This window comes from Pseudomonas sp. H1_D05, assembly GCF_054682705.1.
This window is the reverse complement of the sequence record NZ_CP162825.1, coordinates 5,482,618-5,495,394: the sequence shown is the minus strand read 5'-3', so window position 1 is coordinate 5,495,394 and position 12,777 is coordinate 5,482,618. Positions and strand designations below refer to the sequence as shown.

Genomic DNA, 12,777 nt, shown 5'->3' with positions numbered 1-12,777 from the left:
AAGACCACGACAGAGAAAACCCAAATGACCGACACCCCGCATTTCCCGCTCTCCGCCGTGGTCGGCGCCGATGACCTCAAGCTCGCCCTGTGCCTCACCGCCATCGACCCGAAAATCGGCGGCGTGCTGATCGAAGGCCCGCGCGGCATGGCCAAATCCACCCTGGCTAGGGGCCTGGCCGATCTGCTCGCCAGCGGTCAATTTGTCACCTTGCCGTTGGGCGCCACCGAAGAACGTCTGGTCGGCACCCTCGACCTTGACGCTGCCCTCAGCGAGGGCCGCGCACAATTCTCACCAGGTGTGCTGGCCAAGGCTGACGGCGGCGTGCTCTACGTCGATGAAGTCAATCTGCTGCCCGATCACCTCGTCGATCTGCTGCTCGACGTTGCCGCCAGCGGCACCAATCTGATCGAGCGTGACGGCATTTCCCATCGGCATTCGGCGAAGTTCGTGCTGATCGGCACGATGAACCCGGAAGAGGGCGAGTTGCGTCCGCAACTGCTTGACCGCTTTGGCCTGAACGTCGCCCTCAGTGGCCACACGGCACCGACCGAGCGCGGACAGATCATCCGTCGGCGACTGGATTTCGACAGCGACCCGCAAGCGTTCTGCGCACAGTGGCAAGCCGAGCAGCAAGCCTTGCGTGCACGTTGCGAAAACGCTCGTCGTGCCCTGGCCGATATTCCGCTGGATGATGCCGCACTGGCGCAGATCACCGAGCGTTGTTTCGCCGCCGGGGTTGATGGTCTGCGTGCCGACCTGGTCTGGTTGCGCGCCGCACGTGCCCACGCAGCGTGGCGCGGAGCTGAGGTGATTGGCGCAGAGGATATCGACGCTGTCGCCGAGTTTGCCCTGCGCCATCGGCGCCGTGAGCAAGCGCCATCGAATCCGCCGCAACCGGCCCAGTCGCCGGCCGCGACTCAGGCATCACCGAGTGAAGGGCAGGGCCAGTGGGGCGACATGCCGGCGCCTGCGCTCGCCACCGGCGCCCGCCGCGAAGTGCCGAGCTGGCCAAAAAAGCCTTAGGCATTCGCCCCCGATCCGACGCGGGGGCGAATGCCAGACCCCGCGCCGGTCGGCTGGACAACGGACGCCAAGGCAAGCGCCATAAGGCGCGCAGCGGTACGGTAAATTGGCCGGGCACGTTGCTCAATGGGCGTCCCCGGACGCGTGAAGATTTGCTGTTTCAACTGCGCACGCGCTCACCGCATGCATTGTGGCTTGTGATTGTCGATGCCTCCGCCTCGACCCGCCGCCATCAGGCCTTGAGCGATGCCAAAGGTTTGCTCGCGCAATTGTTCGATGATGCTTACCGGCAACGGGCACGACTCGCATTGTTGACGGCCAGTGGCTCGGTGCCGAAATGGCAGGTGCAGGGATTGAAGGCGTCCAGCGGCTTGCGGATGTGGCTGGACGCTTTGGGTGCAGGCGGTGGCACGCCGTTGCTGGCGGCGCTGGAGCAGGCCGGGCAGTGGCTGACGGTGCGGCGCAAGCGCTTTCCTGCCGAGCAGCAACGCTTGCTGGTGGTGACCGATGGGCGTCTGAAACAGTGGTCGGGATTACCCGCGCTGGGGTGTCCGGGGTTGCTGATCGACATCGAGCGTGGGCCGATCCGGTTGGGCCGGGCCAAGGATCTGGCGACGGAGCTGGATGCGCAGTATCAACATATCGATGAATTGATTTCCCTCTGATACTTTCTGTGTCTGGTCGGGCCTCATCGCGAGCAGGCTCACTCCTACAGGGGAACGCATTCCAAATGTAGGAGTGAGCCTGCTCGCGATTGCATCGACCCGGTCTAGAGCCGAACACTCAAAACCCGCATCACTGCTCTATGCTGCACCCAGCCCCAATCACAAGGAGTGAGCGATGCGCGTTCTGGTCAAAAACCCTCAAGACGACTTCCGCGTCAAAGCCTACGCCGGCACCAACGGCGTGCTGCTGGCCATGGACCTCGCCGAGTCCCGGCGCCAAGGCCTGCTCGGGTTTGCCATCGAAAAGCAGCAGGGCGCCAAACCCTGGTTGTTCCTGTTCAACAGCCTGACCTTCCCGAATAAGGCTCACACCTTTCCCCAGTTCCACGCCACCCCAAGCGATAAAGCCCCGCTGCAGAAATTTCGCTGGGCCGATTACGCGGTCAATCCGGGCATGACCCTTCACTATCGCGTGCATCTGGCCTACGGCACTGCGGATGCCGTGCAGTTGGGTGAGCCGCTGGAACTGACGATCACCTCCGATGACGGTCACCCGAGCAATCAAAGCGTGATATTCAACCGTGCGGTCGCCGCCAGTCAGGCATTCCAGCGCAAGTTTCCCGATCTGGACGCGCAGATCAGCGCCAACAAAAACATGCCCATCGAAGCCTGGCCCGATGCCGCGCGACAGTGGCTGGAAAACGGTTTGCTCGGGCGCTTGCTGGGGTTTATCGAGCGTGCGGTCGATGGTCAGTGGGCGCTGGACATCGCGATTTACGAGTATCAGTTGCAGGCAATCGTCGATGCGGTGAACGCGGCGTTCACGCGAGGCGTACAGGTGCGGGTGCTGTATCACGCCCGGCCCGATGATGAAGACACCACGCTCAACGAAGCGAGCCTGGCGGCACTGCCTCCTGCGAGCAAACGCGGGCGGGTGACCCACAACATCTTTCACAACAAATTCATGGTCCTGAGCCGCGTCGATGCCAGCGGCACTCATCAGCCTGAAGCGGTTTTGTGTGGTAGCACCAATTTCACCGCCAACGGGGTTTATCGTCAGGCCAACGTGGTGCATGTGCTGGACGATGCATCGATTGCCGCCAGTTATCTGCAGACGTTCGAGCAGATCTGGGCGCAGCCTGATGATATCGGCGTTACCCGTGACTGGATTACTGAACACAACCCGATGAATCCGCAGCAACCTGTGTTCGCCGGGTTCTCGCCGCGCACCGGCGGGGCCGATCTGCAGGCGTTCGTGCAGATCATCAGCGCGGCGAAAAAGGACGTGCTGTTCGTCACCGCGTTCTCGCTGCCGGACGCGATTCTTAACGCGTTACTCGGCCAGCCCCACGACGATGTTTTGCGTTATGGCCTGCAGAACACTGCCAGCCGAATCACCGGTTTTCACGCCGACCGCAGCGCCGAATTCGCCGCCACCGCATTGCTCAACACCGGGCTGGAAGGCTGGCTGCGCGAGAACATGAAAGGCCAGAAAGGCAATCTGCTGGTGCACACCAAAGCCGTGGTCACCGACTTCACCACGGACACACCAACGATCATCAGCGGCAGCCACAACCTCAGCGTTTCGGCGAGTAATGGCAACGATGAAAACTACCTGATCATTCGCGGCGACACCGATCTGGCGGATCGTTACGGGCTGGAGCTGCTGCGGTTTTATGAGCATTACCGCTTTCGTTATTTCGCCAAGAAGCTGGCGTTGAAGCAGGTGAGTCCGTTGGCGGTGGATGACCATTGGACGAATGACTATTACATCGAAGGGGATTTGCGGCAGTTGTCCCGGCTGCGTTTTGCCGGACGCTGACACCGTACTGTAGAAGCTGCCGAAGGCTGCGATCTTTTGACTTTCGAATTAGAAAACATGATCAAAGGATCGCAGCCTTCGGCAGCTCCTACAGTGGGTTTCGGTGTGGATTACAGATTTTGAAATGATTTGCCGCTGTAGGAAATGTTCCCAAAGCCTGTACGCTCCAAGGCCATTTTTCATTCAGGATTTGCATGAACACCCTCTCGGAGCCTCCCAGTCGCACCTTCCCCTCGCGCCATGGCGCGGTCTTGACGCACTCGCAGCATCCCGTTTTCCGACATCCGACTATCGTTGCTAACGCGGCCCCAGAGCCTTCGCGTTGCGCTTTGCCGTGTCCGGCAGCCTGAATTCATCGAGAGAGATAGAGACGTTTTATGGAATGGTTAGCGGATCCCACGGCCTGGTTAGGCTTGTTGACTTTGATCGTGCTGGAACTGGTGCTGGGTATCGACAACCTGGTGTTCATCGCAATTCTGGCAGACAAGCTGCCACCGCATCAGCGTGACCGCGCGCGGATTATTGGCCTGTCGCTGGCGCTGATCATGCGCCTTGGCCTGTTGGCGAGTATTTCCTGGCTGGTCACCCTCACGCAGCCATTGTTCGAGGTGTTCGACAAGAGTTTCTCTGGTCGCGACCTGATCATGTTGTTCGGTGGTGTGTTCCTGCTGTTCAAAGCGACGATGGAGTTGCATGAGCGATTGGAAGGCCACGTTGGCGAACGCTCGAGCAACACCGCCTATGCGCTGTTCTGGCCGATCGTTGCGCAAATTGTGGTGCTCGACGCGGTGTTCTCGCTGGATGCGGTGATCACGGCCGTCGGCATGGTCGATGAACTGGCGGTGATGATGATCGCGGTGATCATCTCGATTGGCTTGATGATTGTCGCCAGCAAACCGCTGACGCGCTTCGTCAACGCGCACCCGACGGTGATCATGCTGTGTCTGGGCTTCCTGATGATGATTGGTTTTGCCCTGACGGCTGAAGGTCTGGGCTTCCACATTCCGAAAGGTTATCTGTACGCCGCCATTGGCTTCTCGATTCTGATCGAGGTGTTCAACCAGATCGCCCGGGCTCGGCGCAAGCGTTCGATGCAGGGTTTGCGGCCGATCCGCGAGCGCACGGCTCACGCGGTCATGCGCTTGCTGGGTGGGCGTAAACTGGCGGCGGAAGAGGTGGGCGAGGAAATTGCCGACCTGCTCGACGACGGTGACGCGCCAAGCGCGGAACTGTTCGACCGTCGCGAACGGGTGATGATCAGCGGCGTGCTGCAACTCGCCGAACGCCCGATTCGCGGGCTGATGACCGTGCGCGCCGATGTCGACACGCTTGATCTGGCCGATGATCGTGAAGCGATTCGGGCTCGCTTGATGCACTCGTCCTACTCGCGTCTGCCGTTGATTCGTAACGGTGCGGTGGATGAGCCGTTGGGCTTCGTGCACAAGAAAGAATTGCTCAAGGAGTACCTGGGCGGCGCCGAGCCGAACCTGGAACACCTGGCGCGCAAGACCATCAATTTGCTCGACAGCTATTCGATCCTCAACGCGCTGGAGCAAATGCGCGCCGCCTCGACGCACATTGCTTTTGTGGTCAACGAGTTCGGTGATTTCGTTGGTGTGTTGACCATGACCGACATCCTCGAATCGATTGCCGGTGAGTTGCCCGATGCCAGCGAAATCGAAGGCCCGGATGTGGTCGAGGAGCAGGGCGGGTTTATCGTCAGTGGTGCGTTGAATCTGTCGCGAGTGCGCCAGCGCACCGGGTTTGGTGCGCAGCCGACCGAGGACTATCAGACGATGGCCGGGCTGGTCATGAGCCTTCTTGATCGTCTCCCGGTCATTGGTGATCGTCTGGAACTTGAAGGCTGGCAGATGACGGTCAAAGCGGTGGAAGAGCGGCGGGTGACGCGAGTGCTTTTGGAGCGCGCGCCAGCGTAATCCTTGAGTTCTCTACTAACTGTGCCGGCCTCTTCGCGAGCAAGCTCGCTCCCACCTTGGAACGCGTTTCAAATGTTGGAGCGAGCCTGCTCGCGAATGCTTGGGTTCAGGCACCGCAGTATTCACTGATGAAAAGTGTAGCGATCCTTCCCGATATGCTTTGACGCAAACAACGCCCCTTACGCCTTGAGCGCCGCCTGATTCAGCGAATCGCAATCCTCGACCCGGGTCTCACCGATACTGGTGGTCACCGGTCGAGGAATTTCCGCAGGCGAGCACGTGCAACAGTGCGCAGAGTACGAAGTGTCTGACGCAGCCAAGGCAGATCATGCGTTTGTTTGCGGACGGCAACGGGTGCTTTGGTCTTGCCGACATGCTCTGCGAAATCCCGTGCGAGGGTTTCTTCGGTGCCGATGCCTTTGAGTTTTTTCACCAGTCTACCGTTCTTGTAAAACAGCACGGTGGGCGTGCCGGTGACCAGCGGATGGCGCGGGGACTCGCTGGTATTGAGCATGTAGATATTGGCGCGATATCGGTATGGCTCGGCCGTCTGGCGAAAAATCGGTCCGGCCCATTCGCAGGCGGGGCAGTGTTCGTTGGCGAAATACAGAATCACCGGGCGCCAGGTTTTCACTGTTTTTCGATAGGTGGCCGGCAAGGCTGCGAAAGGGGTTGTCGAGTTCATTGGAAACTCCCTTTTCGGAATGCAGTGGTTCACGGAAAAAGCGAGCCGTCACGAGATGAAAGCTCGCTTTCAAGAGTATTGGCTCAGAGCAACTTGGATAGCGTTAAATCGCTGAAATAAGAGCCAAGTTCATCAAACGTACCGTCATTTGACTCTGCCTTCACCGTGAATTTGAGTGTCGCAAGAGGTGCTTCGAACTCTTGGAACTTGATCGTCCAGTTCTGACCTCCAGAGACGTCAAGTTTAACCAGGTCGCCTGTCGGAAGTGGTTGCACAGTGACGCGGCCAGCATAGCCAGGCAGTGTTTTCATTCTTGCCGAGATCATGAATTTACCGCCGCCCTCGCTACCCAGGAGAACGTCCTGACTAATGGAGTCAGGAGTCGCGATTATGCAGTGACCATTCACATAACTGACGTTTTCTTTATTTGTTGCGGTCCAGTGGTCGCCTTGATTGGCGAAATCACCGTTTTTTATCAGGTTGGCCATTTCAAAAGTCCTTATTGAGATTTTGAGTTCGATTCCTGACCCGTTCGGTCCAAACCAGTAGGCCTATCAATTCACCGGTCAACAACTGTCAACTCTGACAGGTCAAGCCGCAAATCCGATGAACGGTCACCCGTGCTCAGTCCATTTTTCAAGTCCGATTCATTGCTCTATGTGTGCATCAATTGGTCGCGCACATGCCCTTGAATGTGACGTTACTTCCCAATTGGTTGCCCTCAGTAGCGACGGTCAAACTTCTACTGGCAATAGTCGCGTGTAGATACGCGGGCTAACTTGTTGAACCGATTAATGTTTCCGAGGACCTGGGTTTTATTGCCAAAGCTATGGCACACTTTCTGCTGTCTATTCCGTAGTAACAAACCGTGTTCCGGTACAGCGGAATAAACACCATCCTGGAGTGCTTGCCATGCATCGCCGTCCTTCGTTGTTCAAAGCGTGTGTTTTTGTTCTTGCGGCTTCGTCCGCTGTCATGGGTATGGCCCAGGCAGCCGACAGCAAGCTCGACAGTGTTCTGGCCCGTGGCAAGTTGATCGTGGGCACTGGCAGCACCAATGCGCCGTGGCACTTTCAGGGCGCGGACGGCAAGTTGCAGGGGTTTGATATCGACATCGCCAGGATGGTGGCCAAAGGTCTGTTCAACGACCCGAGCAAGGTCGAATTCGTCGTGCAGTCGTCCGATGCGCGGATTCCCAATCTGCTCACCGACAAGGTCGACATGAGTTGCCAGTTCATCACCGTCACCGCCAGCCGTGCGCAGCAGGTGGCGTTCACCCTGCCGTACTACCGCGAAGGCGTCGGCCTGCTGCTGCCGAACAACAGCAAGTACAAGGAAATCGAAGACCTGCAAGCCGCCGGCGACAGCGTCACCGTGGCCGTGCTGCAAAACGTCTACGCCGAAGAGCTGGTGCATCAAGCATTGCCAAAAGCCAAGGTCGATCAGTACGACAGCGTCGACCTGATGTACCAGGCCGTGAACTCCGGCCGCGCCGATGCCGCCGCCACTGACCAGTCTTCGGTCAAATACCTGATGGTGCAGAACCCTGGCCGCTACCGCAGCCCGACCTATGCGTGGAGCCCACAGACTTACGCGTGCGCAGTCAAACGCGGCGATCAGGATTGGCTGAACTTCGTTAACACCGCACTGCATGAAGCGATGACCGGCGTTGAATTCCCGACTTATGCGGCGTCGTTCAAACAATGGTTCGGCGTTGACTTGCCTTCACCAGCCATCGGTTTCCCAGTCGAATTCAAATGATCCCGTGAGAGTGGGGCGATTAAAGTCGCCCCGCTCAAGGTACTGCTGACCATGAACTATCAGTTGAACTTTGCCGCCGTGTGGCGCGATTTCGACACCTTGCTGGCGGGGCTCGGTCTGGGCCTTGAACTGGCCTTGGTGTCGATCGCCATCGGCTGCGTGATCGGCCTGCTGATGGCGTTCGCCTTGCTCTCGAAGCATCGCGCCTTGCGCGTGCTGGCCTCGGTGTACGTCACGGTGGTGCGTAACACGCCGATTCTGGTGTTGATTCTGTTGATCTACTTTGCGCTGCCAAGCCTGGGCATTCGTCTGGACAAGATTCCGTCGTTCATCATCACCCTGTCGTTGTATGCCGGGGCGTACCTGACCGAAGTGTTCCGTGGTGGCTTGCTGAGTATCCCCAAAGGCCAGCGCGAGGCCGGGCTGGCCATCGGACTCGGTGAATGGCAGGTCAAGGCCTACGTCACCGTGCCGGTGATGTTGCGCAATGTGCTGCCGGCGCTGTCGAACAATTTCATTTCGCTGTTCAAGGACACCTCGCTGGCCGCCGCAATTGCGGTGCCGGAGCTGACCTATTACGCGCGCAAGATCAACGTCGAGAGCTACCGGGTGATTGAAACCTGGCTGGTGACCACGGCGTTGTATGTCGCGGCCTGTTACCTCATTGCCATGTTGCTGCGTTACCTCGAGCAGCGTCTGGCGATCCGCCGATAGGAGGCTGCGATGTACGAATCTCCCAGTTGGTTACATGAATTGTGGGTCGCGCGTGAGCCGTTGTGGCAGGGTTTTCTGACCAGCGTGCAAGTGTCGGCACTGGCGATTCTGCTCGGCACGATGCTCGGCGTGGTCACCGGTCTGGTGCTGACCTACGGCAAATTCTGGATGCGCGCGCCGTTTCGTTTTTACGTCGACCTGATTCGTGGCACGCCGGTGTTTGTGCTGGTGCTGGCCTGCTTCTACATGGCGCCGGCACTCGGTTGGCAGATCAGCGCATTTCAGGCCGGGGCCTTGGGCCTGACGCTGTTTTGCGGTTCCCACGTCGCCGAGATTGTTCGCGGTGCATTGCAAGCCTTGCCGCGCGGGCAGATGGAAGCGAGCAAGGCCATCGGCCTGACGTTCTACCAATCGCTCGGCTACGTGCTGTTGCCTCAGGCGCTGCGGCAGATCCTGCCGACCTGGGTCAACTCGTCCACGGAAATCGTCAAGGCGTCGACCTTGCTTTCGGTGATCAGCGTCGCCGAATTGCTCCTCAGCACGCAACAGATCATCGCCCGGAACTTCATGACCCTGGAGTTCTACCTGTTCGCCGGTTTTCTGTTCTTCGTCATCAACTACGGCATCGAATTACTCGGCCGGCACATTGAAAAGCGGGTGGCCTTGCCATGACTCAAGCTCAAGTTTCCCCACAGAATCAGGCGTTGCTGGACATCCGTGGCCTGCACAAACAGTACGGCGCAGTCGAAGTGCTCAAAGGTGTCGATCTGAGCATGCAGCGCGGCAACGTGGTCACGCTGATCGGCTCCAGCGGCTCGGGTAAAACCACGCTGCTGCGTTGCGTGAACATGCTCGAAGAATTCCAGTGGTGGGCAGATCCTGCTCGACGGTGAATCCATCGGCTATGACGAGGTCAACGGCAAGCGTGTGCGGCATGCGGAAAAACTCATCGCCCGCCATCGTGCGATGACCGGCATGGCGTTCCAGCAATTCAACCTGTTCCCGCATCTGACCGCATTGCAGAACGTCACCCTGGGCCTGCTCAAGGTGAAGAAAATGCATAAGGATGAAGCTGTGGCGCTCGCCGAAAAATGGCTGGAGCGCGTCGGCTTGCTGGAGCGACGCAATCACTTTCCCGGTCAGTTGTCCGGCGGTCAGCAACAGCGTGTGGCGATTGCCCGGGCGATTGCGATGAACCCGAGCCTGATGCTCTTCGATGAGGTCACTTCGGCTCTCGACCCGGAGCTGGTTGGTGAAGTGCTCAACGTGATCAAGGGCCTGGCCGAAGACGGCATGACCATGCTGCTGGTGACGCACGAGATGCGTTTCGCCTTCGAGGTCTCGGACAAAATCGTTTTCATGAATCAGGGGCGGATCGAAGAGCAGGGGCCTCCCAAGGAACTGTTCGAACGTCCGCAATCGCCGCGTCTGGCTGAGTTTCTGAAAAATACGCGGTTTTAATCTTACGTTTTCACATCAGGAGAAACACCCATGAGCATTACGCGTTACGGCACCGGCAGCACCGCCGCTGGCGGCCAGCCACGTCCCTTCGCTCGCGCCGTTGAAGCGGATGGCTGGCTGCATGTGTCCGGCCAGGTGCCGGCGGTGGATGGCGAAATCATTGTTGGCGGCATCGTCGAGCAGACCCACCAGACCATGAAGAACCTGATCGCGATTCTCGAAGAGGCCGGGTATGGCCTCGAAGACGTGGTGCGTGCCGGCGTGTGGCTGGATGATCCGCGGGATTTCAGCAGTTTCAACAAGGTTTTTGGCGAGTACTTCAAGCCTGAGCACGCCCCGGCGCGGGCCTGCGTGCAGGCGAGCATGATGGTGGATTGCAAGGTCGAGATCGACTGCATCGCGTACAAGAAGAAGGCCTGAACTACACATCATCGTTCCCACGCTCTGCGTGGGAACGCCTCACGGAACGCTCCGCGTTCCAAGGGACGCAGAGCGTCCCGGGCTGCGTTCCCACGCGGAGCATGGGAACGATCATTAGCGGTAAACTCCCGGCGACTTTGAATGGGAACCACTGAAATGACCGAAGACACCATCAAACGCCGGGCTCGCGGTCTGGACCGGGCGTTCGATATTCTCGATTTCCTCAAGGAGATCGGCCAGCCGCTGCGCCCCAACGACATCGCCAACGGCATCGGCAGCCCGAAATCCACGGTCTACGAACTGGTTGCATCGTTGCTGGAGCGGCGGATTCTGGAACCGGTGGGCAAGGACGGTCATGTCTACCTTGGTCGGCAGCTGTACTTCCTCGGTCAGGCGCATTTGCGTCATTTCGACCTCAGCCGCGAGGCTGATCATGCCTTGCAGGAAATCGTCAGCCAGACCCGTGAAACCGCGCAGATGTGCCTGCTCAACGGGCGTAAATACACCGTGGCACTGATGAAGGAGGGCGAGCGGCATTTCCGCATTTCCTCCGACATCGGTGAAAACGCGCCCATCCCGTGGACCGCTTCCGGGCGCCTGCTGCTTGCGCATTTAAGCGATCAACAGATCATCGACCTGATCGACGAAAACGACTTCATCCTGCCCGACGGCGAGCGCCTGCCGCTGGAGCGTTTTCTGGCGGAAATCCGTCAGGCCGGCATCGATGGTTTCTTCTCCTTCGACAGTGTTGCCGACACCTTTACCCATTGCTTCGCCGCGCCGGTCAAAGACGCGCAAGGCGTGGCCATTTGCACCTTGTGCATCGTCGCGCCACGGGCCGATGCGAAAAACAATTACAACGACTATCGCCGGGTGCTGATCGAGAGCGCCAACAGCCTCGCCCGGCGGATCAACGAATAACCGCGGCTGGCTGCAGCCGCGAATGTGAGGAGTTCGACCATGACCACTGCCATCAATACTGCTGGAGAAAAGGGCGACGCTGCCATCGGCGCGCACCTGGTACGTGACGTCAGCTTGCCGGCGCTGGTGCTGCATCGCGCAGCGCTGGAGCACAACATCCACTGGATGCAGAAATTCGTCAGCGACAGCGGCGCGGAACTGGCGCCCCACGGCAAAACCAGCATGACCCCGGCACTGTTCAAGCGTCAGCTCGACGCCGGCGCGTGGGGCATCACCCTCGCCAGCGCGACCCAGACCCGGGCGGCTTATGCCCATGGCGTGCGTCGGGTGCTGATGGCCAACCAATTGGTCGGCACGCCGAACATGGCGTTGATTGCCGACCTGCTCGCCGATCCGTCGTTCGATTTCTATTGCATGGTCGATCACCCGGACAACGTCGCTGATCTCGGCGCGTACTTCGCCTCGCGCGGGGTGAAGCTCAACGTGATGATCGAGTACGGCGTGGTCGGCGGGCGTTGCGGTTGCCGCAGCGAGCAGGAAGTCATTGAGCTGGCCAAGGCGATCAGCGCGCAACCGGCGCTGGCCCTGACCGGCATCGAAGGTTACGAAGGGGTGATCCACGGCGATCACGCCGTCAGCGGCATTCGTGAATTTGCCGCGTCGCTGGTGCGCCTTGCGGTGCAGTTGCAGGACAGCGGCGCATTCGCCATCGGCAAGCCGATCATCACCGCCTCGGGTTCGGCCTGGTATGACCTGATTGCCGAGTCGTTCGAAGCGCAAAACGCCGCTGGGCGTTTCCTCAGCGTGTTGCGTCCGGGCAGCTACGTGGCGCACGACCATGGCATCTACAAAGAGGCGCAGTGCTGCGTGCTCGACCGCCGTAGTGACCTGCACGAAGGTTTGCGTCCGGCGCTGGAAGTCTGGGCGCACGTGCAGTCGCTGCCCGAGCCGGGTTTTGCGGTGATCGCACTGGGCAAGCGTGATGTTGCGTTCGATGCCGGTTTGCCGGTGCCGTTGCTGCGTTACAAGGCGGGTGTGGTGCCGGCGCTGGGCGAGGATATCGGTGCGTGCAAGGTCACGGCGGTGATGGATCAGCATGCGTTCATGACGCTGGCGCCGGGCGTTGAGTTGCGCGTGGGCGACATCATTTCCTTTGGTACGTCGCACCCGTGCCTGACGTTCGACAAGTGGCGTGTGGGGTTGTTGGTGGATGAGCAGTTGTCGGTGATCGAGCGCATGGAGACCTGTTTCTAAGACTTGAAACCGAGTCGCGGCCATTCGCGAGCAAGCTCGCTCCCACAGGGGAATGCATTCCAAGTGTGGGAGCGAGCCTGCTCGCGAAGGCGCCAGTCCAGACACCACCGA

At 59.4% G+C, this 12,777-nt stretch carries 12 protein-coding genes and 1 pseudogene; 11 read left to right on the top strand and 2 right to left on the bottom strand.

Features of this window, described 5'->3' with window-relative positions:
* Positions 1-24 precede the first annotated feature (24 nt).
* The 4 genes from AB4O11_RS24765 to AB4O11_RS24750 all read left to right on the top strand — a co-directional run bounded on the left by AB4O11_RS24765 (position 25) and on the right by AB4O11_RS24750 (position 5,450).
* The gene (locus AB4O11_RS24765; protein WP_099756444.1) at positions 25-1,026 is read left to right on the top strand and encodes an ATP-binding protein; all 1,002 of its coding nucleotides are present in this window, start codon (positions 25-27) and stop codon (positions 1,024-1,026) included.
* The gene (locus tag AB4O11_RS24760; RefSeq protein ID WP_460131154.1) at positions 1,008-1,691 is read left to right on the top strand and encodes a vWA domain-containing protein; all 684 of its coding nucleotides are present in this window, start codon (positions 1,008-1,010) and stop codon (positions 1,689-1,691) included. Before AB4O11_RS24765 ends, AB4O11_RS24760 begins: the two co-directional genes overlap by 19 nt.
* A 175-nt stretch (positions 1,692-1,866) precedes the next feature.
* A complete protein-coding gene (locus tag AB4O11_RS24755) occupies positions 1,867-3,513 on the top strand; it encodes a phospholipase D-like domain-containing protein (protein ID WP_460129034.1) in 1,647 nt (548 codons plus the stop codon).
* A gap of 377 nt (positions 3,514-3,890) precedes the next feature.
* On the top strand, positions 3,891-5,450 hold the full coding sequence (locus AB4O11_RS24750) for a TerC family protein (RefSeq protein ID WP_460129032.1): 1,560 nt from the start codon (positions 3,891-3,893) through the stop codon (positions 5,448-5,450).
* A 247-nt stretch (positions 5,451-5,697) separates the two neighbouring features.
* Here AB4O11_RS24750 and AB4O11_RS24745 read toward each other — a convergent pair whose 3' ends face one another.
* Positions 5,698-6,135 (bottom strand): thioredoxin family protein, encoded by a 438-nt coding sequence (locus tag AB4O11_RS24745; RefSeq protein WP_460129030.1) that lies wholly within the window; start codon positions 6,133-6,135, stop codon positions 5,698-5,700.
* A gap of 83 nt (positions 6,136-6,218) precedes the next feature.
* Positions 6,219-6,623: a hypothetical protein gene (locus AB4O11_RS24740; RefSeq protein ID WP_460091170.1), complete on the bottom strand. Its 405-nt coding sequence runs from the start codon at positions 6,621-6,623 to the stop codon at positions 6,219-6,221.
* A 424-nt stretch (positions 6,624-7,047) separates the two neighbouring features.
* Here AB4O11_RS24740 and AB4O11_RS24735 point away from each other — a divergent pair, with 424 nt between their 5' ends.
* From AB4O11_RS24735 to AB4O11_RS24705, 7 genes and pseudogenes are all read left to right on the top strand, one after another.
* Positions 7,048-7,896 (top strand): transporter substrate-binding domain-containing protein, encoded by an 849-nt coding sequence (locus tag AB4O11_RS24735; RefSeq protein WP_265814311.1) that lies wholly within the window; start codon positions 7,048-7,050, stop codon positions 7,894-7,896.
* A gap of 51 nt (positions 7,897-7,947) precedes the next feature.
* Positions 7,948-8,610 carry an amino acid ABC transporter permease gene (locus tag AB4O11_RS24730; RefSeq protein ID WP_003225455.1) on the top strand — a complete coding sequence of 221 codons (663 nt, stop codon included), beginning with the start codon at positions 7,948-7,950 and terminating at the stop codon, positions 8,608-8,610.
* Between the two features lie 9 nt (positions 8,611-8,619).
* Positions 8,620-9,282, top strand: a complete 663-nt coding sequence (locus AB4O11_RS24725) for an amino acid ABC transporter permease (RefSeq protein WP_460129028.1) — start codon at positions 8,620-8,622, stop codon at positions 9,280-9,282.
* Positions 9,279-10,071: pseudogene (locus AB4O11_RS24720) on the top strand (amino acid ABC transporter ATP-binding protein). The gene AB4O11_RS24725 and the pseudogene AB4O11_RS24720 overlap by 4 nt, the downstream one beginning before the upstream one ends.
* A gap of 30 nt (positions 10,072-10,101) precedes the next feature.
* Entirely contained in the window at positions 10,102-10,491 is a 390-nt protein-coding gene (locus tag AB4O11_RS24715) for a RidA family protein (RefSeq protein WP_007912330.1), read from the top strand.
* A 156-nt stretch (positions 10,492-10,647) separates the two neighbouring features.
* Positions 10,648-11,412, top strand: coding sequence for an IclR family transcriptional regulator (locus tag AB4O11_RS24710; RefSeq protein ID WP_093430933.1), 765 nt, complete (start codon positions 10,648-10,650; stop codon positions 11,410-11,412).
* Between the two features lie 39 nt (positions 11,413-11,451).
* Positions 11,452-12,666, top strand: coding sequence for an amino acid deaminase (locus AB4O11_RS24705; protein ID WP_460129026.1), 1,215 nt, complete (start codon positions 11,452-11,454; stop codon positions 12,664-12,666).
* Positions 12,667-12,777 lie beyond the last annotated feature (111 nt).